We start from the raw sequence: 23,834 nt of genomic DNA on the forward strand, positions 1-23,834 counted from the left end.
TCGAAGCACCAGGGGAGACCCGCATGAGCACCACGTCCACCACGACGGCTGCGACCGCCACCTCGACCGGCACCCGGACACCGGCCTGGCGCCGGGCCCACCTGGTCGGGCTCACCGCCGTCACGGCGTACGCGACGGGGGTCGGCTGGCAGGCGCAACTGGTGTCGTACCCGCTGTTCCGCGCCGTGCCGGCCGAGGACTTCCTCGCGTACCACGCGCAGTACAACCGGGCGATCCCGCTCGTGGTGATCGCCCCCGGGTTCCTGTGCTTCGTGGCGTGCACGGCGTTCCCGTGGACGCGGCCGGCCGGCGTCTCGCGCCGCCTCGCCGCCGTCGTCGCCGCGGGCGGGCTGGCGGCGCTCGTGTCGACGGTCGCCTGGGCGATCCCGAGGCACGACCGTCTCGACCGCATCGGTCAGGACGCGGCGACCATCGACAGCCTGCTCGACGCGAACCTGCTGCGGTCGCTGGTCCTCACCGTGAGCACGGCGGGACTGCTGGTGGCCACCACCCGCATGACCCGCTCGATCCGATAATCGACATTATGTCATTTTGACACGAGGGAGCCCTCCCCGCGGCCAGCGATGTTCTGCGGTGTTCTGAGCGAACGGCACCTTCGCTCGGATAGACGGGCGAAGGGCACCCCTCGCCGGAACGCCGCGGACCGCGAGGGGCACGTCTCGCATGATCATCAGCACTCGCGGCCTGCCGAACGTGCCGCTCGACGACGTTCGAACACCTGAGCGAAGACGTTGGCGTCCTCCCCCGCCGGGCTCCTCGCGCCTAGGCTCCCGCCCAGTGGCAGATCAACCCGCGAGGTGGCCCGTCGCCGGCGGGCGGTGGGCACTGCTCGCGCTGCTGACGGCCGCGGCGACCGTGGGGTTCGCCGCGCTGGCCGTCCCGTCGGCGGCGCTGTTCGCCGGGCTGGTCGTGGCGACGGTGGTCGCGCTGGCGGGGCTCGGGCCCACCGCGGTCCCGCGCTGGGCCACGGGCTCGGCGCAGGCCGTCATCGGCGTGGTGATCGGCCTGCTTGCCCGCCCCGAGACCCTCGCCGCGGTGGCCGCCGAGTGGCTACCGATCCTGCTGATCAGCGTCGGGACCCTGCTGGTGAGCATGGCGGCGGGGCTGGTCATGGGCGTGCAGCGCGGGGTGTCGCCGCTGACGGGGATGCTCGCGCAGACCGCGGGCGGGGCGTCGGGGTTGGTCGCGATCAGCGCCGAGCTCGGCGGCGACGAGCGGATCGTCTCCGTCGTGCAGTACGTCCGGGTCGGGCTGGTGACGGCGACGATGCCGGTGGTCGCCGTCGTGGGCTACGGCGCCACCCACGTCGACGCGGGTTCGGGTCCCGCCGCCGGCCCGACGGCACCGTGGTGGGTCGGCATCCTCGTGGTGCTCGGGTGTGGGGTGGTCGGCACCCCGATCGCGCGGGCCCTGCACGTGCCCGCCGGGGCGCTGCTCGGCCCGATGGTCCTGGCGGCGGCGCTGAGCATGTCCGGGCTCGTGGTCGGCGCGAGCGTGCCGAACCTGCTGGTCGACCTCGCCTACGCCGCGATCGGCTGGCAGGCCGGCCTCAAGTTCACCCGCCGGGCGCTCGTGACGGTGGCCCGGGTCCTGCCGCTTGCGACGGCCCTGATCCTCGCCGTGATCGCGATCTGCGCCGGCCTCGGTCTCGTGCTGTCGTGGGCCACCGGCATGACCTCGCTCGAGGGCTACCTCGCGACGACCCCCGGCGGCGTGTACGCGGTGCTCGCCACCGCGATCTCCTCGGGCGCCGACGTCACGTCCGTCGTCGCGGTCCAGGTGCTGCGCGTGCTGCTGATGCTGCTCGTCGCTCCCCTGCTCGCCCGGTTCGTCGGGCGGCGGACCGCTCAGTGACGGCACAGGCCGTCGAGCAGGCGTGCCGGCGACACGGTCACCGGGTACGGCGTGGTCACGGCGACCACCTCGTCGCCGACGGCACGGGCCGTGTGGACGTACCGCCCGCCGTCGTCGAGCTCGAGCACCTCCAGCTCGCCCGCGCCGTCCGGGTCGAGCAGCCAGTACGACGGCACCCCGAGGCGCTCGTAGTGGGCCTTCTTGGTGTTGCGGTCGTGCAGCCGCGTGCTGCGCGAGGCGACCTCCGCCGCCAGCACCGGCGCCACCGGGAGGTTGGCCCGGGTCAGGTCGGCGTACCGGCAGACGATGACGTCGGGCTGCACCTCGTCGACCGTGCTGGTGGTGACCGCGAACGGCGCCGCGAGCACGTGCAGCGCCGGCGGGCACGCCGCGTGGAGCAGCCGGTAGAGCGTCAGCGCCATCTCCTGGTGCGGCCAGCCCGGTGCCGGGCTCACGAACAGCATCCCGTCGATGAGCTCACGGCGCCGCCCGTCGTCGGGCATCGCGTGCAGCTCGGCGACGGTGTAGGCCGCGGTGGAGGCCAGCTCGGTCACGGCACCCATGGTGCACCTACCGGACCCGCCGCACACCGTCCGGCGTGCTGAGGAAGACGCCGACCGTGCCCAGGCCCGCGGCGGACGCCGCGCCGTGCAGCGCCCGGGCCCACTCCTCGTCCCCCGGTGCCGTCTCGCGCGGCCCGAGGCGTTCGAGCGTGAACAGGCAGGCGCCGGGGCCGGCGTCGGTGGCCAGCTGGTCGCCGAGCTGGGCGAGCATGTCGCGCAGGCCGCCCACGAGATGGGTCTCCGGGAAGCGCGGGGAGTCCTCGATCGGGATGACGACCGGCGTCTGCCGGCGGTCACCGTCGACGAGCATCAGCCAGACGCACCCGTCCTGGGTGGCCGGGCCGACGATCGCGGCGACGCGGTCGTGCACGTCGTCGTCGGTCAGCAGGGGTGCGGCGTTCTCGGGTGTGAGGGTCATGCGCCCACGGTGGGCGCCCGCGCGGTCCGGTGGGTGCCGATTCACGAAAGCAACCGCTCAGGGCCGCAACCGCCGCAGCAGGGGGATCGCCGCGATCTTCTCCTCGGTGAGCTGCTCCCAGTCGATACGGCCGGGATGGCGGGCCTCGCGCGTGCAGGTGATGACGCGGTCGGCGGTGACGACGAGGTCGAGCCGCACGTCGTGGTCGGTCACCGGGATGTCGCCCACCGCGACCACCTGCTGCTCGTGGACGGTCGTGACCACCGGGGTGTCCGGCGCGACGAGGCCCGCCTGGCTGGCCACGGCGAACTCGAGGTCGCTGAACCCCCCGCCCTTGCCCAGTCGCGCCCCGTCCTCGGCGACGGCCACGCAGCCGGTGACGACGAGGTCGACGGGCTCGAGGTCCTCGACGGCGACCGTCCGCGCCGACCGTGACGCGCCCTTGATCGACGACGCCTTGCGCGGGGTGTCGGCGAGGTGCTCCGGGTCGAGCAGGAAGAACGGGGCCTCCTCCGCCAGGCGCGGCACGGCCATGTACACGGTCTTGCCGTCCTGCAGCGCGCGCTGGCGCACGGGCCACTGCGCGGCGTCGGGGTTGCACTTCAGCGTGCGGGCCCGCTGCCAGATCTCGGTCCCGCGCAGGCGCTCGGCGGCGGCCTCGGCCCCGCTGACGTTCGGGATGCGGCCGTGCGCGCCCGGGAACCGCGCGAGCTTCCCGTCCTTGAGCGCGTCCCACACACGCTGCCGGATCGCGGCCTTCGCCTCGTTGACCTCGGCGGGGCCGCCCGCGTCCGCATCGTGTCGCCGCGCCACGCCCCCACCGTAGGCGTCTCCCCTATTTGACAAATTTTCTTGTCAATGTTGTCGTGGGTCCGTGCTCGATGTGGACGTGATCGACGAACCGGCCGCCGCCGCGGCGGCCCTCGACCCGCTGCGCGCGCGCCTGCTGGCCGCGCTCGCCGAGCCCGGATCGGCCTCCACCCTGGCCGGACGGGTCGGCCTCACCCGACAGAAGGTCAACTACCACCTGCGGACGCTGGAGGCCCACGGCCTGGTCCGGGAGATCGCCCAGCGCCCGAGGCGCGGGCTGACCGAGCGGGTGCTCGAGGCCTCCGCCGCCTCCTACCTGGTCTCCCCCGCCGCGCTCGGCGAGGCCGCGAGCAGCCCGGAACGGGTGTCCGACCGGCTCTCGGCGCGCTACCTGCTCGCCCTCGGCGGGCGCCTGGTGCGCGAGGTCGGCGACCTCGCCCGCCGCGCCGACGCCCAGGACAAGCGGCTCGCGACCCTCGCGATCGACACCGAGATCGCCTTCGCCTCGGCCGCCGAGCGGGCCGCGTTCGCCGACGAGCTCGGCGCCGCCGTCCGCGAGCTCGCCGCCCGGTACCACGCGCCGGACGGCCGCCCCCACCGCCTGATCGTCGGCGCGCACCCCGTGCCGGCCCCGACCACACAGCCCGGAGAGGACGAGTCATGACCGAGCAGGACCCCCGCACCGTCGACCTCGAGGTCGCGGTGCCCGGCACCCCCGAGCAGGTCTGGGACGCGATCGCGACCGGGCCCGGCATCAGCGCCTGGCTGCACCCCACCCGGGTGGGCGAGCACGTCGGCGGCGAGTTCGCCTTCGACATGGGCGGCGGTTTCGGCGAGGGCGGCGAGGTCACCGCCTACGACGCCCCGTCGCGCTTCGCCACCGAGGCGACCTGGCCCGCCGGGGAGGAGACCACCACGCTCGCCACCGAGTGGCTGGTGTCCACGCGCGACGAGGGCACCTGCGTCGTCCGCATGGTGATGAGCGGGTTCGGCCACGGCGACGACTGGGACGACGAGATCGACGCCCTGCGCGAGGGGATGGGCACCGCGCTCGAGACCCTGCGCGTGTACCTCACCCACTTCGCGGGCCTGCGGTCCGCGACGGTGGCCGAGAGCGCCCCGGTCGGCGGACCGCAGCGGGACGCCTGGCAGAAGCTCCTCGCCGCGACCGGGCTCGCTGACGCGCAGGCCGGCGACCGGGTGACCCTCGTCGGCACTCCGGAGCTCGCCGGCACCGTCTCGGTGCTCTCCCCCGGCCGCCACCTCAGCGGCGTCGTCCTGCACCTCGACGCCCCGGCGCCGGGGATCGCCGACCTCGCCACCGCCGGCGGGCACGTCACCGTCCACCTGTCGCTGTTCGACGGCCCGGGCCCGGACGGTCCGGTCGCCGCCACCGTCGCCGACCGCGAGGCGCCCCGCTGGCGCGCCTGGCTCGAGGAGATCCGATGATCCGCCCACGGCTCGCCCTCGCCGTCCTCACCCTCCCGGCCCTGCTCGTCGCGCTCGACCTGTCCGTGCTGCTCGTGGCCCTCCCCCGGCTCGCCGAGGACCTGCATGCCGACGCGGCCCAGCAGCTCTGGATCACCGACGTCTACGGCTTCCTCGTCGCCGGGTTCCTCGTGACCATGGGCAGCCTCGGCGACCGCATCGGACGACGCCGCCTGCTGCTGATCGGCGCCGCGGCGTTCGGGGTGGCCTCGCTGGCGGCGGCGTTCGCCCCCACCCCGGGGCTGCTCATCGCGGCCCGCGCGGCGCTCGGGGTCGCCGGGGCCACGCTCATGCCCTCGGCGCTCGCCCTGGTCACCGGCCTGTACTCCGACCCGCGCCGGCAGGGCATGGCCGTCGCCACCGTCTTCTCCGCGATCATGGTGGGCGGCGCGCTCGGGCCGGCCCTCGGCGGGCTGCTGCTGCAGCACTTCTGGTGGGGCTCGGTGTTCCTGCCCGGCGTCGCGGTGATGGTGCTGCTGCTCGCCGTCGGGCCGCGGCTGCTGCCGGAGGGGCGCGGCACGGGCGTCGGCCGCCTGGACCCGGCGAGTGTGGCCCTGTCCCTGCTCGCCCTGCTGCCGGTGGTCCACGGCGTCAAGGCGCTCGCCCGCGGCGAGGTCGGGGCGTCGACCGTGGTCGCGCTCCTCGTCGGGGTGGCCGCCGGTGTCGCGTTCGTGCGCCGCCAGCGCCGTCTCGAGCACCCGCTGCTCGACCTGCGGCTCCTCGCGCACCCGGCGCTGCGCGGCGCGCTGGCGACGATGCTGCTCGGTGGCGTGGTGATGGGCGGGATGTTCCTCGTGATCACCCAGGACCTGCAGCTCGTGGCCGGCCTCGACCCGCTCACCGCGGGCCTGGCGACCCTGCCCGGCACCGTGGCGATGCTGGTCGGGGTGCTCGCCGGACCCGTCGTCGCCCGGCGCATCCGGCCGGCGTGGATGATGGCCGGCGGCACCGCGCTCGCGGCGGTCGGGCTCGGCGGCGTCGCGCTCGCGGCGCCCGCCGGCACGCTGCCCCTGGTCGTCGCGTTCACGGTCGCCCTGTTCGGGATGGGCCTTCCCGGCGGGCTGGGCGTGGGCCTCGTGGTCGGCTCGGCGCCGCCCGAGCAGGCCGGGTCGGCGTCGTCGCTCTCGGAGACCGGACAGGAGCTCGGCATGGCGGTGGGCCTCGCCGGGATGGGGAGCCTCGCGGTCGCGGTCTACCGGACGCTGCTGCCCGCCGACGTGCCGGCGACGGCCCGCGAGGGACTCGCCGGCGCCGTGACCAGCGGGGACCCGGGCGTGCTGGCACCCGCCCGCGACGCGTTCACCGGCGCGGTCACCGTCACCGCGGCCGTGGCGGCCGTCCTGCTGCTCGGGGTGTCGGCGCTGGTCGTGGCGACGCTGCGGCACGTGCCCGCCACGCCGGCCGAGGCGCAGACCGCCGAGCCGGTCGCGGCGTGAGGTCAGGCCGCACGCCACCGCCCGGGTGGGACCCCGTGCTCGGCACGGAAGCGACGCACGAAGTAACCGGCGTCGCGGAACCCCACCCGGGCGGCGACGGCGGCCACGGTGAGGTCGGTGTCGTGCAGCAGGCGCCGGGCCTCGCGCAGGCGCCGCTCGGTGATCCACTGCTGGACCGTGCGGCCGGTGCGCCGGCGCACGACCGTCGTCACGTGCCCCGGCGTCAGCCCGACGGCGGACGCCACGTCGCGCAGGGACAGCGGCTCGCGGAACCGTCGCTCGACGACGTCGAAGACCGCCGCGAGGAGGGGCTCGTCGCGGTCGCGGAGCTCGTCGGTGACGACGGCCTCGAGCCGCGTGAGCCCGACGAGCAGCAGGGTCAGGTACGCCCGGACCGCCGCCGCGGCCCCGTCCCGGCGTTCCCGGAGCTCGGCGTCGAGGGCGCGGACGTGGGCGAGCCACCCGGCGCGCTCCCCCGCCGGCACGCCGAACCGCTGGCCGCCGGCCCGCCCGGGGCCGACGAGCGGGGCGAGCAGCGGGTGCGAGCGCCACGAGACCAGCGAGCCCGTGGTCGCGGGGTCGACGACGTCGGCGGGGAAGAAGACCATCCACACCTCGGTGTGGGGATCGACGTGCCCGGCCTGCGGCGCGACGACCGCGCCGGGCGCGAGCACCAGGACGTCGCCGGGGGCCAGCGGGATCTCCCGGTCGTCCACCCGCATCGTGCCGCGGCCGCCCTCGACCAGCAGGAGCACGAGGAAGTCATGGGCGTGCGGCCCGGCGACGGGCGTGCCCGCGGGTGGGAGGGCCGGGCCCTCCGCATCGCCGCGACGGTGCCGCACCGTGACGTCGAGGCCGTCCGGGGAGCGCGGGTAGCCGACCACCGGGACGTCGGAAGATTCTCCCATCGTGGCCGGGCTCTGTCCCTTGTCGCCTGGTGGAGCCCCGACGATCGTGGACTCCGACACCGAATCCCGTCCCACGAGGAGAGTCCAGCATGACGGAGCCGGAGCGCGCCAGCACGGGAGGTCGGGCCTACCTGCCCGGGATGCCCGGCGAGGCGCCTCAGGTCCTCTACGACGTGATGAGCCGGCTGCTCGGCGCCGGCCCCTCGCACCGGCGGCTCGTCGCCCAGGCCGCCCCTCCCCCGGGCGGGCGGGTGCTGGAGATCGGCTGCGGCACCGGCAACGTCCTCGCCGCCGTGGCCCGGAGCCGCCCGGACGTCGCGCTGATCGGACTCGACCCCGACCCCGCGGCGCTCGCGCGCGCCCGCACCAAGCTGCCCGCCTCCGTCCGCCTCGAGCAGGGCTTCGCCGACGACCTTCCGCTCCCCGACGACGACGTCGACCGCGTGCTCTCGTCGCTGATGCTCCACCACCTGCCGGCCGATCAGCAGACCGCCGCGCTGCGCGAGGTCCGCCGCGTGCTGCGCCCGGGCGGCACGGTGCACATCGTGGACACCGACGGTGAGCGATCGACCGGCCCCCTCGCCCGGCTGGCCGGCGCGGCGATGCACGCGATCAGCCGGGTGAAGCGCAGTGAGGGCCACGGCCACGGGCACGGCCACGGCCACGGGCACGAGCACGACCTCCGCCCGCAGCTGTCCCCGGTCGACGACACGGTCGCGCTCCTGGCCGGTGCCGGCTTCGTCGACGCCGAGGTCGTCGAGCGCCGCCGGTGGGTGTTCGGGACGCTCGCCTTCACCCGGGCGCGGGTCCCCGCCTGATCACAGCAACCGTGTGATCGCCGCTGTCGAGCGCCGGATGTCCTCCGGGGTCGTCGACCAGTTCGACACCGACAGGCGCACCGCCGGGCGGCCCTGCCACACGGTCGTCCCGACCCAGCAGGTGCCGTCGCGGGCGACGGCGGCGGCGAGCTCGCGGGCGTCGCCCGCGCGCGGCCGGAAGAGGACCTGGTTGAGCACGACGTCGTTGAGGACCTCGATCCCGGGATGCCGGGCGAGCTCGTCCGCGGCCTGGCGGGCGAGGGCGCAGCAGCGCTCGACGAGGTCGGCGACGCCCTCGCGGCCGAGGTGCCGCAGGGCGGCGTGGACGGGCAGCACGCGCGCCCGGCGCGAGGACTCGGGGACGCGGCTGGACGGGTCGGCGGACCCCATCGGCAGGTACGCCGCCGACATGCCCATGGCCGCGGTGAGCGCCGCCGGGTCGCGCACGATCGCCATGCCGCAGTCGTAGGGGACGTTGAGCCACTTGTGGGCGTCGACCGTCCAGGAGTCGGCGAGCCCGGCGCCCGCGACGAGGTGGCGACGGGCGGGCGTGGCGGCGGCCCAGAGCCCGAAGGCCCCGTCGACGTGCAGCCACCGCTGCTCCCGCTCCCCCACGACCTCGGCGATCGCGTCCAGCGGGTCGGACGCGCCGGTGTCGACCTGGCCCGCCTGCGCGCACACGAGCACGGGCCCGTCGATCGCGGCGAGCAGGTCGCGCAGGACGTCGGGACGCATCCGTCCCTGGTCGTCGGCCGCGACCCGCACGGCGCGCCCGGAGCCGAGCCCGAGCAGGCGCAGCGACCGCAGGATCGTCGAGTGCACCTGCTCGCCGACGAGGACGGTCGGCACCGGTGCACCGGCGAGCCCGTCGGTCCCGACGTCCCAGCCGGCCGCGGCGAGCAGGGTGTGCCGGGCCGCGGCGAGGCCGACGACGTTGGCCATCTGCGCACCGGTGACGAAGCCGACCGCGCTCGCGGGCGGGAGGCCGAGCAGGTCGCACACCCAGCGACCGGTGACCTCCTCGACCGCCGCCATCGCCGGCGACATCACGCGTGCGGCGACGTTCTGGTCGACGGCCGCGGCCATCCAGTCCGCGCCCAGCGCCACCGGCAGCGAGCCCCCGGTGACGAACCCGAAGTAGCGGGGGCCCGGCGTGGCCACCAGGCCGGGCCCGAGATCGGCCGCGAGCGCGTCGAGCACCTCCGGCGCCGGCGAACCGCGCGTCGGCAGCTGCTCGTCGAGGTGGACACCGTCCTCGACGGGGCGCCCCACCGGACGGTCGGGCAGCGACGCCAGCCACTCCCCCGCGACGCGCCGTGCCCGGTCGAGGGTCTCGTCCCACGGCGTCTCCACCACGCGTGGGGACGCTACGCCGCCGGACTGTCCACGAGCTGACCGTTCCCGGCCGCCGCCGACCGGCGGGCGTGCGCCAGCGCCCACAGCCCGAGCAGCGCGACCACCACCACCTCGGCCAGGGCGAGGCCGCGCTCGAGCAGGCCGAGCGGGACCGCGCGCCACCACGGCACACCGATGACCCCGCGCAGCGCGATGGCCCCGACGATCGGGAGGAACGACGCCAGCGCGAGCCACGAGCCGATCCGCACCCCGACCCGGAACGGCCGGGCGGCCGGGTCGTGACGGTGGCGCCGCACGAGCAGCAGCGCCCCGAGGGGCAGGGCGATGAACGCGACGAGGCTCGCGTAGCGGTGGATGTAGCCGGAGACGCTCGGCCCGATCGACCAGTTGGTCTTCTCGAACGCGACCACGAGCAGCAGCCCGACGCACCAGGCCCCGAGGAGCACGACCGGCAGCGACCGGGCGGGCGCCAGCCGCGCGGCGACGAGGGCCGCGATCACCCCCGCCGACCCGAGCGCCAGCCCGACGACGGCGACGTCGAACAGCCAGCCGCCGGGCAGCAGCGCGTACTCGCTGATCGTGCGCCGGACCGGGTCGACCCTCGACGAGGGCCCCACGAGGTGCATCACCCCGATGACCAGCAGCGCCACGAGCACACCGGCCACCCCGGCACGGGCGCCGGGCACCACGACCCGGGGACTCGTCGCGAGCTCGTGCGTCATCACGGTCGGCTCAACGTGCCGGCCCCGCGCCGCGTTCCGACAGTGCGGATCCGAAGGCGGATCCGAAGCCGTCGGCGAGACCCACGCACTGCTCGCCCAGGAACAACCCCGCCCGGTAGCGCAGGCCGTTCGTACCATCCCGGCCGGGGATCTCGTCGACGGACAGGGCGACGTCATAGGTGCGCGGGTGCGCGACCTCGGCGACGTACTGCACCTCCCACGCGCTCGGGGCGAGGTCCTCGGGCGGACCGCCGTCGACGGTGCCCAGCTGGGCCGCTTGCCAGCTCGCGACCGCGTCGGCGTACCAGGACAGGACGGCGACGTTGTTGACGTGGCGGTTGGTGTCGACGTCGCCGATGCGGCTCACCACGGTGTGCCCGTGCTCGTAGCGGGCGCGGTCGTGCCGCGCCGCCCCGGGACGGGACGGGGCGCCGCCGGGCTCGTCGATGACCAACGGGGCGAGGTCGGCCCGCAGCTCGTCGGGCAGCGCGCACGGGCCCGCGGCACCGCCCAGCACCGTCACCGAGTCCGACACCGCGACACAGCGGTCGCCCGCGAACACGCCGTGGCCGTAGGAGTACGACGAGCCGCCGACCCGCCGGACGCCGGTGCCGACGCGGTACTCCCGGTCGAGGGTCATGGGCGCGAGCACGCGGATCCGCTGCGCGGCGAGCAGGAACCGGAAGGCCCCGCCGCCGTCCTCGACGAGACGCCGGAAGCGGGGCAGCGCCGCGGCGACCCGCGCCTCCTCGAACCATCGGCCCAGCGCCACCGTCGTCACCCTGCCGTCGCCGCCGAGGTCGGCGTAGCGCGGCGTCAGCGGACGCAGCACGGGGAACGCGGCCGCGTCGGTGAGGGCGTCGCCGTCCTCGGCGAGCGTGGGACCGGCGGACAGCACCCGGGCGTGGTCGGCCATGCGGACCATGGTCGGCGACGGCGCCCGGTGAGGCCCGTCGCCGCCGCCCGGATCACATGTGACGGCCGACCCCGGGATACCCGGTGTCCGTGACCGACTTCCCGCCCGGGTTCTTCGACCGCGCCGACGACGGCGACGACACCGCCTTCTACGGCCCGCCGCGCCTCGTGCAGCACATCGACGAGGGCGCGATCGCCGCGGTGGGCGCGTTCTACGACGAGATCGGCGCCGACGGCGACGTGCTGGACCTCATGAGCTCCTGGGTCTCCCACCTGCGCACCCGGCCGCGGCACCTCACCGTGCTCGGGATGAACGCCGCCGAGCTCGACGCCAACCCGATGGCCGACGAGCGGGTGGTGCGCGACCTCAACGCCGACCCGACCCTCCCGTTCGCCGACGCCGCCTTCGACACGGTCGTCTGCACCGTCTCGGTCGACTACCTGGTGCGGCCGGTCGCCGTGTGCGCCGAGGTCGGGCGGGTGCTGCGCCCCGGCGGGACCTTCGCGCTGACCTTCTCGAACCGCTGCTTCCCCACCAAGGCGATCCGCGGCTGGCTCGCCGCCGACGACCGGCAGCGCGCCGCGATCGTGGCCACCTACCTGCGCGACGCGGGGACGTTCGACGAGCCGGTGGCCCAGCGCCGGGAGTCGTCCGACGACCCGGTGATCGCCGTGCACGCCACCGCCGCTAGGACCGTGACGACGGCCCCGCGAGCGGCGCGGCTAACCCGCGGCGACCAGCCCCTCCAGCACGGCGCGGGTCGCGGCGTCCGCGGGGACGAACGACTCCAGCGACAGCTCGTCGAGCGTGACGTCCCACGCCGCGCCGAAGTGCGTGATCGTGGAGTAGAGGCGCAGGTCCCCGTCGGGATGGGCGATGTGCAGCGGCAGCATGACGTGGGCCGCGCGGGCGGCCGGGCCGGTCGGGGCGGGCGGCACGTAGCCGGCGAGCTCGTCGCGCAGCGCGACCAGGCGCGGGTCGCCGGTGAGGTCGCTGAGGCGCTCGAGACGGTGCAGCAGGTGCCCGGCCCACTCCGGGAGGTTGCGCACGTGGGGGGCGAGGCCGTCGGGGTGCAGGCTGAGCCGGTAGACGTTCACCGGCGGCTCGAGCAGGGCCGGGTCGAGCAGCGCGAGCAGCGCGCTCACCGCCCGGTTCGCCATGACGACGTCGCCGCACCGGTCGACCACCAGCGCGGGGAACGGCTCGTGGCCGGTGAGCAGGTGCTCGAGCGCGCCCCGCACGGCGTCCAGGGCCCGCGCGTCGAGCCGGGACTCGGTGTAGGTCGGGGCGAAGCCCGCCGCCAGCAGCAGCGTGTTCCGCTCGCGCAACGGGACCTCCAGGTGCTCGCAGAGGTCGACGAGCAGCTCGCGGCTGGCCCGGGCGCGGCCGGTCTCGACGAAGCTCAGGTGACGGGTGGAGACGCCGACGTCGAGCGCGAGGTCCATCTGGCTGCGCCGGCGGCGGGTGCGCCAGCCGCGCAGCAGGTCGCCGGGCGCCGGGCGGGACTCGAGCGTCGTCACGGCGTCGACGCTAGGGCCCGCTACCAGGTCGCGGCCATGACCTGCGAGGTCATCGACCCGCTTACCCGCGCCGCTGCAGGGTTCTCGTCAACAGCCCGAACGAGGAGGACCCCATGAGCACCACGACCACCGCCACCGTCACCGACACCCACCGCACCCTGCGGGGCGTCCTGCGCCTCGACGCCGCCGCCTCGGGAGCGCTGGGGATCGCCGCCGCGGCCGGCGCGGGCGTCCTCGACACCCTGCTCGGACTGTCGACGCCCCTGCTGCTCGGCGTCGGCCTGTTCCTCGTCGTCTACGCCGCCGGGCTCGTCCTGCTCGCCGCGCGCCCGGCGATCCCCCGCCCCGCGACCTGGGTCGTCGTGCTCGGCAACAGCGCCTGGGTGCTGATGAGCCTCGGGCTCGCGGTCGGCGCGTGGGCGGAGCTCACCGTCATCGGCGCCGTGGTCGTCCTGGCCCAGGCCGCCGCCGTGGCCGTGTTCGCCGACCTGCAGTGGGCGACGGGACTGCGCCGCGCCTGAGCCGCGGGAACCCGAAGCGGACCGCCACGCCCGGCGACCACATCACGTGGTCGGGCGGGCGGTCCGCCAGGTCCGGGAAGCCGGCGGCGGCCACGAGCGCGTCGTCGAGCTCGAGGATCTCGGCGTCGTGCAGCGGCCAGGGCTCGTGGACGTTCGGCACGTACCAGTCGCCGCCGAGATGGCGCTCGTGCAGACCCCAGCGGGCCGTCAGGAAGTCCTCCAGCTCGCCGGCGTCCCGGGTCGCGCCGACCCGCACCCGCACGCGGCTCGGGTGCGGCCGGCGGGTCACGTAGGTGCGCTCACCGTTCTCGTCGGCGACGTCCATCGACGCCCACCGGTACGGCAGCCCGAACGCCACCCGCGCACCGGCGACGACGGCGAGGCGGGTGGCGTCGAGGCTGCGGAAGACGATGCCGCGCACCCCGCGCTCGTCGACGGTGTAGAGGCGGACGTTGGTCTCGGCGAACGTCCCGAGCCACGGCACCGACGGCCCGCGCAGCACCCCGGCGCCGACCATGCGGAACGGGACGAGGCCCACCCACGTCACCCCGTCGTGGACGTCGGGCCGCACCCCGGGCGGGAGCAGCGGGGCCACCTCGGCCGGGTCGACCGCCCAGTGCAGGAACGCGACGTCGCACCAGCGCTGGGTCATCATGGTCGGCCCCCGGTAGCCGGGTGCCTCGCGCGTCACGGGCTGGATCACGGGGTGGGCCTCCCCCGCGCGGAGGTCGACCACACCCGATCTCCGTCGCGAGGAGGAGGCGGCGCGGCCTCGCGGGCCGCCACGATGACGTCATGCGCACCGCCGAGGACCTGGCCCTGCTCCTGCACGACCCCGACACCGGCGCGCCCCTGGTGGACTCCACGTCCCTGCCGCGGGCGCTCGCCGGGGCGGTGGTGCTCCAGATCGTGCTCGACGACCGCGCCCGGCTCGAGGAGCGCCGCTGGAAGACCGTGCTGATGATCGGGGACCGCGGACCGACCGGCGACCACGTGCTCGACCTCGCCCTGGAGCGCCTGCCCGCCGAGCCGACCCCGAAGGCCGCGATCGAGAAGCTCCAGAGCCGGGTGACCGACCCGCTGCTGGCCGGGCTCGTGCACGACGGCGCGCTGCGCGTCGAGGAGCGCACCTTCCTGGGCCTCCCGCGGTCCCCCCGCTACCCCGCCGCCGACCGCGGCCGTCGCGACGCCGCCGTCGCCCGGATGCGGGCGGTGCTCGTCGACGGGGTGGCCCCGAGCACCGACGACGCCGCCCTCGTCGCGCTGCTGCGCGCGGTCAAGGCCGAGCACAAGGTCGTCGACGCGCCGAAGCGGGCGCTGCGCGACCGTAGCAAGGTGATCGCCGAGGGCGACTGGGCCGGTGAGGCCGTGCACCGCGCGATCGCCGACATCTACGGCGCGGTGGCCGCCGTCGCGGCGGCGGGTGCCGCCAGCACCGGCACCTGAGGAGGGAATGCCGTCCGCCGCGACGCGGGTTGCACCCACCAGGTGCATCCGCCCAGTCCTGGAGGTCGTCGTGGCCCTGACCATGTTCGGTGGCCCGTTGTCGCGCAAGGTGCCGGAGACCCGCACCTTCACCGTCGAGGGTCCCGCGCACTCGCTGCTGCTCGAGCCGTTCACCCGCCGCGTGCGCGCGGAGGTGGACGGGGTGACCGTGCTGGACACGACGCGGGGCCACCTGCTGTTCGAGACGGGGCTCCCGCCGCAGCTCTACGTCCCCGAGGAGGACCTGCGCGCCGACCTGCTCGAGCCCAGCGACACCAGCACGCACTGCCCGTTCAAGGGCGACGCGACGTACCGGAGCCTCCGGGTCGGTGACCGCGTGGTGCCCGACGCCGTGTGGGCCTACCCCGACCCGATCCCCGAGTCGTCGTGGCTCGCCGGGCTCGCGGTGCTGGCCCCGGACGCCGCCGACCGCTGGTTCGACGAGGACGACGAGGTCATCGGGCGCCTGCCCGACCCGTACCACCGCGTCAGCCTGCGCACCACCAGCCGCCACGTCACCGTCACCACCACCGACGGCGTGACCGTGGCGGACGCGCAGGGCGGGATCCTGCTCGGCGAGACGGGCCTGGTCGACCGCCTCTACATACCGCGCGACGCCCTCGCGGCGACGCTCGAGCCTTCGGAGAAGCGCACGGTCTGCCCGTACAAGGGCTACGCGACGTACTACTCGCTGCGACTGCCCGACGGGCGCGTGCTGACCGACGCGGTCTGGTCCTACGAGACCCCGACCGACGAGTCACGGGCGATCGAGGGGCTGCTGAGCTTCGCGCACGACGACCTGACGGTGGAGGCCCCCGTCAAGTAGTCGGTCCTCAGGTCGGCGAGGCGTCCTCGGGGTCGACCGGCTCCACCGGCTGGGTGGTCGTCACGGACGACGTCGTCGACGGCACGGTCTCCCCGACGGGGTCGCCGGCCTGGGCGAGCGCGGCACCGCGCAGCACCTGCGCCTGGCCGGCGTAGCGGGCCGTCTCGGTGACGAGGTGCAGCAGGATCCAGCGCAGCTCGATGTGGCCGCGCCGGTCGTCGCGCACGGCGTCGTCGAGCGACTCGGCGCCGGCGAGCGCGTCGCGACCCTTCTCGCACACCTCGAGGTAGCTGCCGACGACGTCCTCGGGGGTCTCGACGTCCGCGAGGCGGTAGCCCGGCTCGTCCTCGTCGACGTAGCTCGGGACGTGGCGCCCGCCGCGGGCGCCCCACCGCTCGACGAGCCACGTCCGCTCGAGCTCGGAGAGGTGCTTGACGATCGCGAGCAGGCTGGGCCCGTCGGCGGGCACACGGCGCCGGAGCGTCTCGTGGTCGAGCCCGTCGAGGGCGGTCACCACCAGGGCACGGAAGTAGTCGAGCCAGCCTTCGAGCGCCTCACGCTCGTCGGCCACCTCGGGTGGTGACGGGCGGCGTTGCAGCGGGGCCTGGAACAGCACCGGCTCTCCCGGAGTCGTCTCGCTCACACCTGACACACCGTCCGTCGTCGGCCGGACGCGGAACGTTACACCGCGCGAGGGATCCGCTACTCCTCCACGAGGAGCTCGAGGGCGGGCAGGGCCGCCTCGAGGGCCGCCCGCTGGTCCGCGTCCAGACGGTCGAGCCGCTGGGCGAGCGACGCGGTGCGCTCCGTGCGGATACGGCGGATGGCCGCGTGCCCCTCCTCCGAGAGGTGGATCAGCGCGGACCGCGCGTCCTGCGGATCCGGAGTGCGGATCAGCAGGCCGGCGTCGTCGAGCGCGGCCAGCACGCGGCTCATCGTCGGCGGCGTCACCGCCTCGCGGCGCGCCAGCTCCGACAGACGCAGGGGCGCGTGGTCCTCGAGCGTGGCGAGCACCGACGTCTGGAGGGGTGGCAGCGCGGCCGCGGAGTCGACACGGATGCGCCGGTTGAGCCGGCCGACGGCCAGCCGCAGGCGCGACGGCAGGTCGGGATCGGACGATCCGGACCCACCGGACAGGCCGGCCTGCGTCTCGGTGGCGGAAGTGGACATACCTCATGGTCCCATGGCCGGGAGACGGAGCGTGCGAAGCTCGACCATCGAGACAGTCACGGCGAGGTCAGAGCTTGCGCAGACGGATGCGTCGCACCGAGTGGTCGCCACCCTTCGTGAGCACCAGGCCGGCCCGCGAGCGGGTCGGGGCGATGTTCTCGCGCAGGTTCGGCCCGTTGATCTCGTCCCACAGCCGCGCCGCCTGGGCGCGCGCGGCGTCCTCGTCCATCTCGGCGTAGCGGCGGAAGTACGAGGCCGGGTCGCGGAACGCCGTCTCCCGCAGCGCCAGGAAGCGCTCCACGTACCACCGGCGGACGTCGCTCGGGTGCGCGTCGACGTAGATCGAGAAGTCGATGAGGTCCGACACCGCCAGCGCGCTCGCCCGCTCACCGGTCTGCGGTGCCGGTTGCAGCACGTTGAGGCCCTCGAGCACGAGGATGTCGGGCCGGGACACGATGCGCTGCTCGTCGAGGACGTCGTAGACCAGGTGCGAGTACATCGGGACCGGCACCTCGGGCTTGCCGGCCTTGATGTCGGACACGAAACGCAGCAGCGCCCGCCGGTCGTAGGACTCCGGGAACCCCTTACGCCGCATCAGGCCCCGGCGCTCCAGCTCGGCGTTCGGGTGCAGGAACCCGTCGGTGGTGACCAGGGCGACGTCGGGGTGGTCGTCCCAGCGCGCCAGCAGCAGGCGCAGCAGCCGGGCCGTCGTCGACTTCCCCACCGACACCGACCCGGCGATGCCGATGACGAACGGCGTCGCCTCCTCGTCCTGGCGCAGGAACGTCCGGTAGGCGTCGAGCAGCCCCGAGTTCGCGCGGACGTGCAGGTCGAGCAGGCGCGACACCGGCAGGTAGACGTCGCGGACCTCCTCGAGGTCGACCGGGTCGCCGAGCGAGCGCAGCTCCTCGAGCTCCTGCGCCGTCAGCGGCACCGCGCTGGTGTCGCGCAGCTGGGCCCAGGACGTCCGGTCGAAATCGACGAACGGGCTGCCACTCACGACCCGCTCATCCCGGGGGCTCCGTCGCACATGGCGCGACATTGTCGTCGGAGGCGTGGGGTCCCCCGCCACCGGCTGCGGCGCAGGTCACCTCGCTCCCGGCCGACGGGTCGGGCTCCGCGGGCTACGTCTCCCGCTGCTGCGCGCTCGCCACCAGGGCGTACTCCACCACGCACACCTCGGGCGGCAGGCCGAGGACGTGCACCACCGCGGCCGCCACGTGCTCGGGCGACAGGCCCAGACCGTGCATCCGCTCGCGGAAGGCGGTGACGTCGGCGCGCCCGGGCTCGTCGCCCGCCATGAGGTCGGTGGCGACGAAGCCCGGCGCCACGGTGGTGACCCGGACCCCGCGGGCGCCGGCCTCCCGGCGCAGCGTCTCGTCGACCGCGTGCGCGGCGTGCTTGCTGGCCGCGTAGACCCCGCCGGCGGCCGAGGGCACCCGCCGGCCCGACATCGAGGAGATCGTCACCCAGCTCGCGCCGTCGTCCAGGTGCGGCAGCGCCGCCCGGGCCGTGGCCAGCAGGCCGTGCACGTTGACGTCGAACACCTCGCGCCACCGCTGCGGGTCGGTCTCCTCCACCGCGCCGAGGTGCATCGTCCCCGCCGCGGCCACCACGGCGTCGATCCCGCCGAGGCCGTCGGCGAGCTCGTCGACCGCCGCCGTGACGGCCCCCGCATCCGTGACGTCGGCGACCGCGGCGTGCCCCCCGGTCTCGCCGGCGAGGGCGGTGAGCCGGTCGGCGCGCCGGGCGAGCAGCCCCACGCGGGCCCCGGCGTCCGCCGCCGCGCGGGCCACCGCCGCCCCGATGCCCGACGACGCGCCCGTCACCACCACCCGCCGTCCGTCCAGCGCACCCATGGTGATCACCGTACGAGGCGTGTCGGTCCCCGCGGCTACCCTCGTGGCCATGGTGAACGTGGCGACCAACGACCGGGTGGGACGCGAGGAGCTCGACGCCTTCCTGCGCACGCGGCACAAGGCGATCGTCGTCACGCGGCGTGCCGACGGCGGCGACCAGACCTCGCCCGTCACGCTCGGCATCGACGCCGAAGGGCGCCTGCTCGTGTCGACCTACCCGGAGCGGGCGAAGGTCGCGAACATCCGCCGCGACCCCCGGGTGGCGATGTGCGTGCTCTCCGACGACTTCGACGGTCCGTGGGTGCACGTCGAGGGCACCGCCGAGGTGCTCGACCTCCCGGACGCGCTCGAGCCCCTGGTGGAGTACTTCCGCTCGATCTCCGGCGAGCACTCGGACTGGGACGAGTACCGCGCGGCGATGGCGAAGCAGGGCAAGTCGCTGATCCGCCTGGCGGTTCAGCGCTGGGGGCCGATCGCCACCGGCGGCTTCCCGGCCCGGTTGGCCACGGGCTGAGACGGGGACACGGTCGATCGTGGACGTCCTGCTGTCGGTGCTCGGCCTGGTCGGGTTCGTCGCCGTCACCTTCGGCACCGCGATCTTCGTGGCGGCCGAGTTCTCCCTGACCAGCCTCGAGCGCAGCCAGATCGACAACCACGTCGCCGAGGTCGGCGACCGCCGGTCGAAGATCGTGCAGCGCGCGCACCGCAACCTCTCCTTCGAGCTCTCCGGCGCCCAGCTGGGCATCACGATCACCACGCTGATCACCGGTTACCTCTCCGAGCCCGCGATCGCGACGCTGATCTCGCCGCTGCTGGAGGACCTGGGCCTGCCCGCGGGCGCAGCCGGCGGGACCGCGGCGGTGATCGCCCTGATCGTCGCCACCGCGCTGTCGATGACCTTCGGCGAGCTCGTGCCGAAGAACCTCGCGATCGCGCGCCCGATGGGCACCGCGCGCATGGTCGCGGGCATCCAGGCCGCGTTCTCGCGCGTGCTCTCCTTCTTCATCAGCGGGCTCAACGGGTCGGCCAACTGGATCGTGCGGCGCCTCGGCGTCGAGCCCGCCGAGGAGCTGCGCTCGGCGCGCTCGCCCCAGGAGCTCGGCTCGCTGGTGGCCACGAGCGCTCAGCAGGGCACGCTCGACGAGGGCACGGCCGAGGTGATGGCCCGCTCACTGCGGGTCGGCGAGCGCCGCGCCGACGAGCTGATGACCCCGCGCGTGCGCGTGGAGGCGCTCTCCCAGGACGACACGGTGGACGACCTGCTCGCCGCCACCGTGCGCACCGGGTTCTCCCGGTTCCCCGTGGTCGACCGCGATCTCGACGACATCCGCGGCGTCGTGCACGTCAAGCAGGCGTTCTCCGAGCCGCGCGCCCGCCGTCCCACCACGAAGCTGCGCAACCTCATGCGCACCGCGACCACGGTGCCGGACTCCCTCGACGGCGACGAGCTGCTCGACCGCCTGCGGGGCGCCGGGCTGCAGATGGCGCTGGTGGTCGACGAGTACGGCGGCACCGCGGGCATCGTCACCCTGGAGGACCTCGTCGAGGAGATCGTCGGCGACGTGCGCGACGAGCACGACCGCGGCGAGGTCGCGCGGGTGCACAGCGAGAGCGACGACGCCTGGATCGTCTCGGGGATGCTGCGCCCCGACGAGCTCGCCGACGCCGTCGGCTGGGCGTTCCCCGAGAGCGAGGTCTACGAGACGCTCGCGGGCTACATCGTCGCGGAGCTGCAGCGCCTCGCCAACGTCGGCGACGCCGTCACCTGCGACGACTGGCAGCTGATCGTCACCCGCGTCGACGACAGGCGGATCGCCGAGGTGCGGGTGGTGCGCCCGCCCCAGGTGCCGGCGGCGGTCACCACCGACGGGACGGAGGCGCCCGCATGAGCGACACCGTCGCGCTGCTGCTGATGATCGCGTTGCTGTTCGCCAACGCGTTCTTCGTCGGCGCCGAGTTCTCGCTGATCACCGCTCGCCGCGACCGTCTCGAGGCCCTGCAGGCCGAGGGGGTCTCCGGCGCGGCCACGGTGCTGCGGGCCTCCGAGCACCTCTCGATGATGCTGGCGGCCGCGCAGCTGGGCATCACGATCTGCTCGCTGGCCCTCGGCTCGCTCGGCGAGCCCGCGGTGGCCCACCAGCTCGAGGGCGTGCTCGAGCCGATCGGCGTCCCCTCGGTGCTCATCCACCCGATCGCCTTCGTCGTGGCGCTGACGATCGTGACGATCCTGCACATCGTCATCGGCGAGATGGTGCCCAAGAACATCGCGATCGCCGGGCCCGAGCGCACCTCGCTGTGGCTGGTGCCGGCCCTGGTGGCGTTCCTCACGGTGACGCGGCCGATCATCACGGTGCTCAACTGGTGCGCCAACCACGTCCTGCGCCTGTTCGGCGTCACGCCCGTCGACGAGCGGGAGGCGGCCTACACGCCGCAGGAGATCGCCGAGATGCTCTCGGAGTCGCGCCGTGAGGGGTTGCTCGACGCGTCGCAGACCCGCCGGCTGACCCAGGCGCTCAGCTCCGCCGAGCACACCGTCGCCGACGTGACGATCCCCCTGGAACGCGTCACCGTCCTCCCGCCCAACCCGACGGTCGGCGCCGTCGAGGAGGCCGTCGCGCGCACCGGGTTCTCGCGCTTCCCGGTGCAGGCCCCGCAGGCGCCCGACGCCCACCCCCGTCTCGACACCCACCACCTCGAGCCGGGCACGACGCCGATCACCCCGACCGATCGCAACGGGTCGGGCGAGCACGCGCCGGTCGTCGCGCTCGCCGGCTACCTGCACGTCAAGGACGTCCTCGACCTCGGCGACGGCGACGGGGACGGGCAGTCCGACGACGAGGCGGCCGACCGGCCGGTGCCCGCCGAGCGCGTCCGCACGCTGCCCGAGCTGGCGCTCTCCGCGCCGGTGGACGAGGCGCTCGCGGCCCTGCGCCGCGAGGGCAGCCACCTCGCCCGGGCCGTCGACGACGACGGCGCGACGGTCGGGCTGGTCGCCCTGGAGGACCTGGTCGAGGAGTACGTGGGCACGGTCCGCGACAGCACGCACGTGACACGGTCGGGGTCCCGCGCGTGACGACCCCGGTCCGGAACGAGGTGCTGGTCGTCGGCGGCGGCATCAGCGGCGTCGCGTGCGCACGGGCGCTCGCTGCCGCCGGGGTGCCGGCACGGGTGCTCGAGCGCTCCCACCGCGTCGGCGGGCGGATGGCCAGCCGGCCGCTGCCGGAGGGACCGGACGGGTCCGCGCACGTCGTCGACCTCGGCGCCGCCTACTTCACCGTGCGCGACGACGAGTTCGCCGCGGTGGTGGACGACTGGCAGCGGCGCGGGCTGGCCCGGCCGTGGACCGACACCCTGGCCAGCCGCGACCCGGACGGCTCGTGGTCGTCGCGGCAGGGCCCGCAGCGCTGGTGCGCCCCCGGGGGCCTGCGCTCGCTCGTCGCCGACCTCGCCGAGGGCGTCACGGTGAGCACCGGGCACACGGTCACCGAGGTGGCCCCCGGCCCGGCGGTCGACGGCATCCCCGCGCGCGCCGTGGTCCTCGCGATGCCGGATCCCCAGGCCGCGCGCCTGCTGCACCCCGCCCTGCGGGCCGCACCCCTCGTCGCCGGCCGGGACTGGAACCCGGTGATCTCGGTGGCGCTGGGCTACGGGCACCGCAGCTGGTCGCCGCTCCGCGCCGCCTTCGTCAACGGCCACCCGGACCTCGACCTGGTCGCTGACGACGGCGATCGCCGCGGCGACGGCGCCCCGGTGCTCGTCGCCCACACCACCGCCGAACGGGCCCGCCGCCACCTCGACGACCCCGAGGGTGCGGTCGCGCCCGTGGTCGCGGCGGTCACCGAGCTGCTCGCCCTGACGGACGCGCCGGCGTGGACCCACGCCCACCGGTGGTCGTTCGCGAGCCCCGCCGCGCCGCGCGAGGACGACTTCGCCCTCACCGACGACCTCGTCGGGCTCTGCGGCGACGCCTGGGGCAGCCCGAAGGTGGAGACCGCGTGGCGCTCCGGCACGGCGCTGGGCCGTGCGGTCGCGGCGCGCATCGCACCTTGAGCGGTCCCCGGAGCGCCGGTCACCGCGCACCGTGACCGTCCCGTGACCGTCGACCGCGCCGTGCGTCCCGCCCGTCGCCACCGAGGCAACCTGGCGGGATCACCACGTCCGGTTCGTCTACTGTCGCTCACGGAACGGTTACGAGAAGGTCACGGCTCCCCCAACGGTGATCTTCTCCTCCCCGAGGTGACGACCGACCCCGACGGTGTCGCCGGGCCGTTCCGTGACCGGAAGGCAGCACGTGACACGGCAACGCTCCCCCTGGGGCCGTGACGCGCACGAAGGACAGCGCCGCGAGCCCCGTACCGTCCCGTTCGTCATGCCCGAGGGCGCCGTCCGCGGCGCGTCGCGGCACCGCTCGAACGGGCGCTCCGCGGTCCGGCACGGCGCGGTGGCCGCGGGCCTGACCGGCAGCGCGCTCGCGCTCGTCGGGCCGGCCGTCATCGCCCTGCCCGACACCGCGGACGAGGCGGCTACCACCCTCGAGCTCTCCGCGCAGGGTGCCGCCCTCGCCGACGCCCCGAGCGCCGGCCCCGCGCGGTCCGCCGTCGCCCCGGTGAGCGGGCCGAGCACCGGCGCCGCGTCGGCCGACCTCATCAAGGCCACCGAGCGCGACCGCGCGGCCGACGCCGCCGTGGCGCGCCAGGCCCAGGCGCGCGCGGCCGAGCAGCAGCGCGCGCAGCAGGCGGCCGCCGAGCAGGAGCGCACCGCGTCGGTGACGGACTGCGGGGCCTCGAGCTCCTACGGTGGCGTGGCCGACTCGGTGCAGGAGGTCGGCAACGCGATGGAGTGCGTCTTCCCCGGCCACGACGTCCTCGGCGTCGGCAGCCGCGGCGGGCAGTCCGACCACCCGGGCGGCTACGCGCTCGACTTCATGACCACCGACGGCGACGCCATCGCCGACTGCGTGATCGACAACAAGGGCGACCTCGGCGTCGAGTACGTCATCTGGAACCAGCGGATCAACACCGGGTCCGGCTGGGAGGGCATGGAGGACCGCGGCGGCGCCACGGCCAACCACGAGGACCACGTGCACATCTCGTTCGAGCGCGGAGGGTCGCCGGACGTCTCGGCGCTGCGCAGCTGCGGCTGA

The 23,834-nt window shown here is 75.2% G+C and carries 27 protein-coding genes and 1 pseudogene; 15 read left to right on the forward strand and 13 right to left on the reverse strand.

Annotated features, from left to right (window positions below):
• Window positions 1-23 precede the first annotated feature (23 nt).
• Together WCD41_RS14160 and WCD41_RS14165 are read left to right on the forward strand one after the other, a co-directional pair.
• On the forward strand, window positions 24-536 hold the full coding sequence (locus tag WCD41_RS14160; protein WP_337714051.1) for a hypothetical protein: 513 nt from the start codon (window positions 24-26) through the stop codon (window positions 534-536).
• A 262-nt stretch (window positions 537-798) separates the two neighbouring features.
• Window positions 799-1,875: an AbrB family transcriptional regulator gene (locus WCD41_RS14165; protein WP_337714052.1), complete on the forward strand. Its 1,077-nt coding sequence runs from the start codon at window positions 799-801 to the stop codon at window positions 1,873-1,875.
• Here the strand turns inward: WCD41_RS14165 and WCD41_RS14170 are convergent.
• From WCD41_RS14170 to WCD41_RS14180, 3 genes are read right to left on the reverse strand one after another with little or no spacing between them, the layout of a single operon-like run.
• Complete coding sequence (locus WCD41_RS14170; protein WP_337714053.1) at window positions 1,869-2,438, reverse strand: Uma2 family endonuclease; 570 nt, start codon at window positions 2,436-2,438, stop codon at window positions 1,869-1,871. The two genes, WCD41_RS14165 and WCD41_RS14170, sit on opposite strands and share 7 nt — an antisense overlap.
• A 7-nt stretch (window positions 2,439-2,445) precedes the next feature.
• Entirely contained in the window at window positions 2,446-2,856 is a 411-nt protein-coding gene (locus WCD41_RS14175) for a hypothetical protein (protein ID WP_337714054.1), read from the reverse strand.
• A gap of 57 nt (window positions 2,857-2,913) precedes the next feature.
• A complete protein-coding gene (locus WCD41_RS14180; RefSeq protein ID WP_337714056.1) occupies window positions 2,914-3,669 on the reverse strand; it encodes a 5-formyltetrahydrofolate cyclo-ligase in 756 nt (251 codons plus the stop codon).
• 61 nt (window positions 3,670-3,730) lie between these two features.
• Between WCD41_RS14180 and WCD41_RS14185 the strand changes: the two genes are divergently transcribed.
• Genes WCD41_RS14185 through WCD41_RS14195 form a run of 3 tightly spaced genes read left to right on the forward strand, consistent with a single transcriptional unit; the run spans window position 3,731 to window position 6,590 of the window.
• Window positions 3,731-4,330 (forward strand): ArsR/SmtB family transcription factor, encoded by a 600-nt coding sequence (locus WCD41_RS14185; protein WP_337714057.1) that lies wholly within the window; start codon window positions 3,731-3,733, stop codon window positions 4,328-4,330.
• On the forward strand, window positions 4,327-5,115 hold the full coding sequence (locus WCD41_RS14190) for an SRPBCC family protein (RefSeq protein ID WP_337714058.1): 789 nt from the start codon (window positions 4,327-4,329) through the stop codon (window positions 5,113-5,115). Before WCD41_RS14185 ends, WCD41_RS14190 begins: the two co-directional genes overlap by 4 nt.
• Window positions 5,112-6,590 carry an MFS transporter gene (locus tag WCD41_RS14195; protein ID WP_337714059.1) on the forward strand — a complete coding sequence of 493 codons (1,479 nt, stop codon included), beginning with the start codon at window positions 5,112-5,114 and terminating at the stop codon, window positions 6,588-6,590. Before WCD41_RS14190 ends, WCD41_RS14195 begins: the two co-directional genes overlap by 4 nt.
• A 2-nt stretch (window positions 6,591-6,592) precedes the next feature.
• Here WCD41_RS14195 and WCD41_RS14200 read toward each other — a convergent pair whose 3' ends face one another.
• The gene (locus WCD41_RS14200) at window positions 6,593-7,498 is read right to left on the reverse strand and encodes an AraC family transcriptional regulator (protein WP_337714060.1); all 906 of its coding nucleotides are present in this window, start codon (window positions 7,496-7,498) and stop codon (window positions 6,593-6,595) included.
• An 89-nt stretch (window positions 7,499-7,587) separates the two neighbouring features.
• Here WCD41_RS14200 and WCD41_RS14205 point away from each other — a divergent pair, with 89 nt between their 5' ends.
• The gene (locus tag WCD41_RS14205; protein ID WP_337714061.1) at window positions 7,588-8,316 is read left to right on the forward strand and encodes a class I SAM-dependent methyltransferase; all 729 of its coding nucleotides are present in this window, start codon (window positions 7,588-7,590) and stop codon (window positions 8,314-8,316) included.
• Here the strand turns inward: WCD41_RS14205 and WCD41_RS14210 are convergent, their stop codons facing one another.
• Genes WCD41_RS14210 through WCD41_RS14220 form a run of 3 tightly spaced genes read right to left on the reverse strand, consistent with a single transcriptional unit; the run spans window position 8,317 to window position 11,310 of the window.
• Window positions 8,317-9,672, reverse strand: coding sequence for a pyridoxal phosphate-dependent decarboxylase family protein (locus tag WCD41_RS14210; protein WP_337714062.1), 1,356 nt, complete (start codon window positions 9,670-9,672; stop codon window positions 8,317-8,319). It abuts the gene before it with no gap.
• 11 nt (window positions 9,673-9,683) lie between these two features.
• The gene (locus WCD41_RS14215; RefSeq protein ID WP_337714235.1) at window positions 9,684-10,394 is read right to left on the reverse strand and encodes a DUF998 domain-containing protein; all 711 of its coding nucleotides are present in this window, start codon (window positions 10,392-10,394) and stop codon (window positions 9,684-9,686) included.
• A 10-nt stretch (window positions 10,395-10,404) separates the two neighbouring features.
• The gene (locus tag WCD41_RS14220; RefSeq protein ID WP_337714063.1) at window positions 10,405-11,310 is read right to left on the reverse strand and encodes an acyl-CoA thioesterase; all 906 of its coding nucleotides are present in this window, start codon (window positions 11,308-11,310) and stop codon (window positions 10,405-10,407) included.
• A gap of 338 nt (window positions 11,311-11,648) precedes the next feature.
• Here WCD41_RS14220 and WCD41_RS14225 point away from each other — a divergent pair.
• Window positions 11,649-11,804, forward strand: a pseudogene (locus WCD41_RS14225) (class I SAM-dependent methyltransferase); the annotation flags it as partial.
• Window positions 11,805-12,032: 228 nt separating this feature from the next.
• Here WCD41_RS14225 and WCD41_RS14230 read toward each other — a convergent pair.
• Window positions 12,033-12,830, reverse strand: coding sequence for an MmyB family transcriptional regulator (locus WCD41_RS14230; RefSeq protein ID WP_337714064.1), 798 nt, complete (start codon window positions 12,828-12,830; stop codon window positions 12,033-12,035).
• A 113-nt stretch (window positions 12,831-12,943) separates the two neighbouring features.
• Between WCD41_RS14230 and WCD41_RS14235 the strand changes: the two genes are divergently transcribed.
• On the forward strand, window positions 12,944-13,351 hold the full coding sequence (locus WCD41_RS14235) for a hypothetical protein (protein WP_337714065.1): 408 nt from the start codon (window positions 12,944-12,946) through the stop codon (window positions 13,349-13,351).
• On the opposite strand, the gene WCD41_RS14240 is transcribed toward WCD41_RS14235, so the two are convergent.
• Complete coding sequence (locus tag WCD41_RS14240) at window positions 13,263-14,087, reverse strand: YqjF family protein (RefSeq protein WP_337714066.1); 825 nt, start codon at window positions 14,085-14,087, stop codon at window positions 13,263-13,265. The two genes, WCD41_RS14235 and WCD41_RS14240, sit on opposite strands and share 89 nt — an antisense overlap.
• Before the next feature lie 59 nt (window positions 14,088-14,146).
• Here WCD41_RS14240 and WCD41_RS14245 point away from each other — a divergent pair, with 59 nt between their 5' ends.
• On the forward strand, window positions 14,147-14,797 hold the full coding sequence (locus WCD41_RS14245; protein WP_337714067.1) for a GOLPH3/VPS74 family protein: 651 nt from the start codon (window positions 14,147-14,149) through the stop codon (window positions 14,795-14,797).
• Window positions 14,798-14,867: 70 nt separating this feature from the next.
• Complete coding sequence (locus WCD41_RS14250) at window positions 14,868-15,662, forward strand: DUF427 domain-containing protein (RefSeq protein WP_337714068.1); 795 nt, start codon at window positions 14,868-14,870, stop codon at window positions 15,660-15,662.
• 7 nt (window positions 15,663-15,669) lie between these two features.
• Here WCD41_RS14250 and WCD41_RS14255 read toward each other — a convergent pair whose 3' ends face one another.
• The 4 genes from WCD41_RS14255 to WCD41_RS14270 all read right to left on the reverse strand — a co-directional run bounded on the left by WCD41_RS14255 (window position 15,670) and on the right by WCD41_RS14270 (window position 18,691).
• Window positions 15,670-16,305 (reverse strand): mycothiol transferase, encoded by a 636-nt coding sequence (locus WCD41_RS14255; RefSeq protein WP_337714070.1) that lies wholly within the window; start codon window positions 16,303-16,305, stop codon window positions 15,670-15,672.
• 59 nt (window positions 16,306-16,364) lie between these two features.
• Window positions 16,365-16,832: a MarR family transcriptional regulator gene (locus WCD41_RS14260; protein WP_337714071.1), complete on the reverse strand. Its 468-nt coding sequence runs from the start codon at window positions 16,830-16,832 to the stop codon at window positions 16,365-16,367.
• A gap of 67 nt (window positions 16,833-16,899) precedes the next feature.
• Window positions 16,900-17,874 carry a type I pantothenate kinase gene (gene coaA / locus WCD41_RS14265; protein ID WP_373695127.1) on the reverse strand — a complete coding sequence of 325 codons (975 nt, stop codon included), beginning with the start codon at window positions 17,872-17,874 and terminating at the stop codon, window positions 16,900-16,902.
• Window positions 17,875-17,956: 82 nt separating this feature from the next.
• Window positions 17,957-18,691: an SDR family oxidoreductase gene (locus WCD41_RS14270; protein ID WP_337714073.1), complete on the reverse strand. Its 735-nt coding sequence runs from the start codon at window positions 18,689-18,691 to the stop codon at window positions 17,957-17,959.
• A gap of 49 nt (window positions 18,692-18,740) precedes the next feature.
• Between WCD41_RS14270 and WCD41_RS14275 the strand changes: the two genes are divergently transcribed.
• The 5 genes from WCD41_RS14275 (at window position 18,741) to WCD41_RS14295 (ending at window position 23,834) form a co-directional block, all read left to right on the forward strand.
• A complete protein-coding gene (locus WCD41_RS14275; protein ID WP_337714074.1) occupies window positions 18,741-19,205 on the forward strand; it encodes a PPOX class F420-dependent oxidoreductase in 465 nt (154 codons plus the stop codon).
• A gap of 19 nt (window positions 19,206-19,224) precedes the next feature.
• On the forward strand, window positions 19,225-20,580 hold the full coding sequence (locus WCD41_RS14280) for a hemolysin family protein (protein WP_444876301.1): 1,356 nt from the start codon (window positions 19,225-19,227) through the stop codon (window positions 20,578-20,580).
• Window positions 20,577-21,764, forward strand: a complete 1,188-nt coding sequence (locus WCD41_RS14285; RefSeq protein ID WP_337714075.1) for a hemolysin family protein — start codon at window positions 20,577-20,579, stop codon at window positions 21,762-21,764. Before WCD41_RS14280 ends, WCD41_RS14285 begins: the two co-directional genes overlap by 4 nt.
• On the forward strand, window positions 21,761-22,741 hold the full coding sequence (locus tag WCD41_RS14290) for an NAD(P)/FAD-dependent oxidoreductase (protein ID WP_337714076.1): 981 nt from the start codon (window positions 21,761-21,763) through the stop codon (window positions 22,739-22,741). The genes WCD41_RS14285 and WCD41_RS14290 overlap by 4 nt, the downstream gene beginning before the upstream one ends.
• Window positions 22,742-23,060: 319 nt before the next feature.
• Window positions 23,061-23,834, forward strand: a complete 774-nt coding sequence (locus WCD41_RS14295; protein WP_337714077.1) for a VldE C-terminal domain-containing protein — start codon at window positions 23,061-23,063, stop codon at window positions 23,832-23,834.

Origin of the sequence: Actinomycetospora aeridis (genome assembly GCF_037400275.1) — a bacterium.
Lineage (GTDB): Bacteria > Actinomycetota > Actinomycetes > Mycobacteriales > Pseudonocardiaceae > Actinomycetospora > Actinomycetospora aeridis.

What these genes read in the sequence shown, in the direction of transcription:
- WCD41_RS14160 (WP_337714051.1), top strand. Translation starts at nt 24, where the DNA reads ATGAGCACCACGTCCACCACGACGGCTGCGACCGCCACCTCGACCGGC.
- WCD41_RS14170 (WP_337714053.1), bottom strand. Translation starts at nt 2,438, where the DNA reads ATGGGTGCCGTGACCGAGCTGGCCTCCACCGCGGCCTACACCGTCGCC.
- WCD41_RS14175 (WP_337714054.1), bottom strand. Translation starts at nt 2,856, where the DNA reads ATGACCCTCACACCCGAGAACGCCGCACCCCTGCTGACCGACGACGAC.
- WCD41_RS14190 (WP_337714058.1), top strand. Translation starts at nt 4,327, where the DNA reads ATGACCGAGCAGGACCCCCGCACCGTCGACCTCGAGGTCGCGGTGCCC.
- WCD41_RS14195 (WP_337714059.1), top strand. Translation starts at nt 5,112, where the DNA reads ATGATCCGCCCACGGCTCGCCCTCGCCGTCCTCACCCTCCCGGCCCTG.
- WCD41_RS14200 (WP_337714060.1), bottom strand. Translation starts at nt 7,498, where the DNA reads ATGGGAGAATCTTCCGACGTCCCGGTGGTCGGCTACCCGCGCTCCCCG.
- WCD41_RS14205 (WP_337714061.1), top strand. Translation starts at nt 7,588, where the DNA reads ATGACGGAGCCGGAGCGCGCCAGCACGGGAGGTCGGGCCTACCTGCCC.
- WCD41_RS14215 (WP_337714235.1), bottom strand. Translation starts at nt 10,394, where the DNA reads ATGACGCACGAGCTCGCGACGAGTCCCCGGGTCGTGGTGCCCGGCGCC.
- WCD41_RS14220 (WP_337714063.1), bottom strand. Translation starts at nt 11,310, where the DNA reads ATGGCCGACCACGCCCGGGTGCTGTCCGCCGGTCCCACGCTCGCCGAG.
- WCD41_RS14235 (WP_337714065.1), top strand. Translation starts at nt 12,944, where the DNA reads ATGAGCACCACGACCACCGCCACCGTCACCGACACCCACCGCACCCTG.
- WCD41_RS14245 (WP_337714067.1), top strand. Translation starts at nt 14,147, where the DNA reads ATGCGCACCGCCGAGGACCTGGCCCTGCTCCTGCACGACCCCGACACC.
- WCD41_RS14260 (WP_337714071.1), bottom strand. Translation starts at nt 16,832, where the DNA reads ATGTCCACTTCCGCCACCGAGACGCAGGCCGGCCTGTCCGGTGGGTCC.
- coaA (WP_373695127.1), bottom strand. Translation starts at nt 17,874, where the DNA reads ATGTCGCGCCATGTGCGACGGAGCCCCCGGGATGAGCGGGTCGTGAGT.
- WCD41_RS14270 (WP_337714073.1), bottom strand. Translation starts at nt 18,691, where the DNA reads ATGGGTGCGCTGGACGGACGGCGGGTGGTGGTGACGGGCGCGTCGTCG.
- WCD41_RS14275 (WP_337714074.1), top strand. Translation starts at nt 18,741, where the DNA reads ATGGTGAACGTGGCGACCAACGACCGGGTGGGACGCGAGGAGCTCGAC.
- WCD41_RS14285 (WP_337714075.1), top strand. Translation starts at nt 20,577, where the DNA reads ATGAGCGACACCGTCGCGCTGCTGCTGATGATCGCGTTGCTGTTCGCC.
- WCD41_RS14295 (WP_337714077.1), top strand. Translation starts at nt 23,061, where the DNA reads ATGCCCGAGGGCGCCGTCCGCGGCGCGTCGCGGCACCGCTCGAACGGG.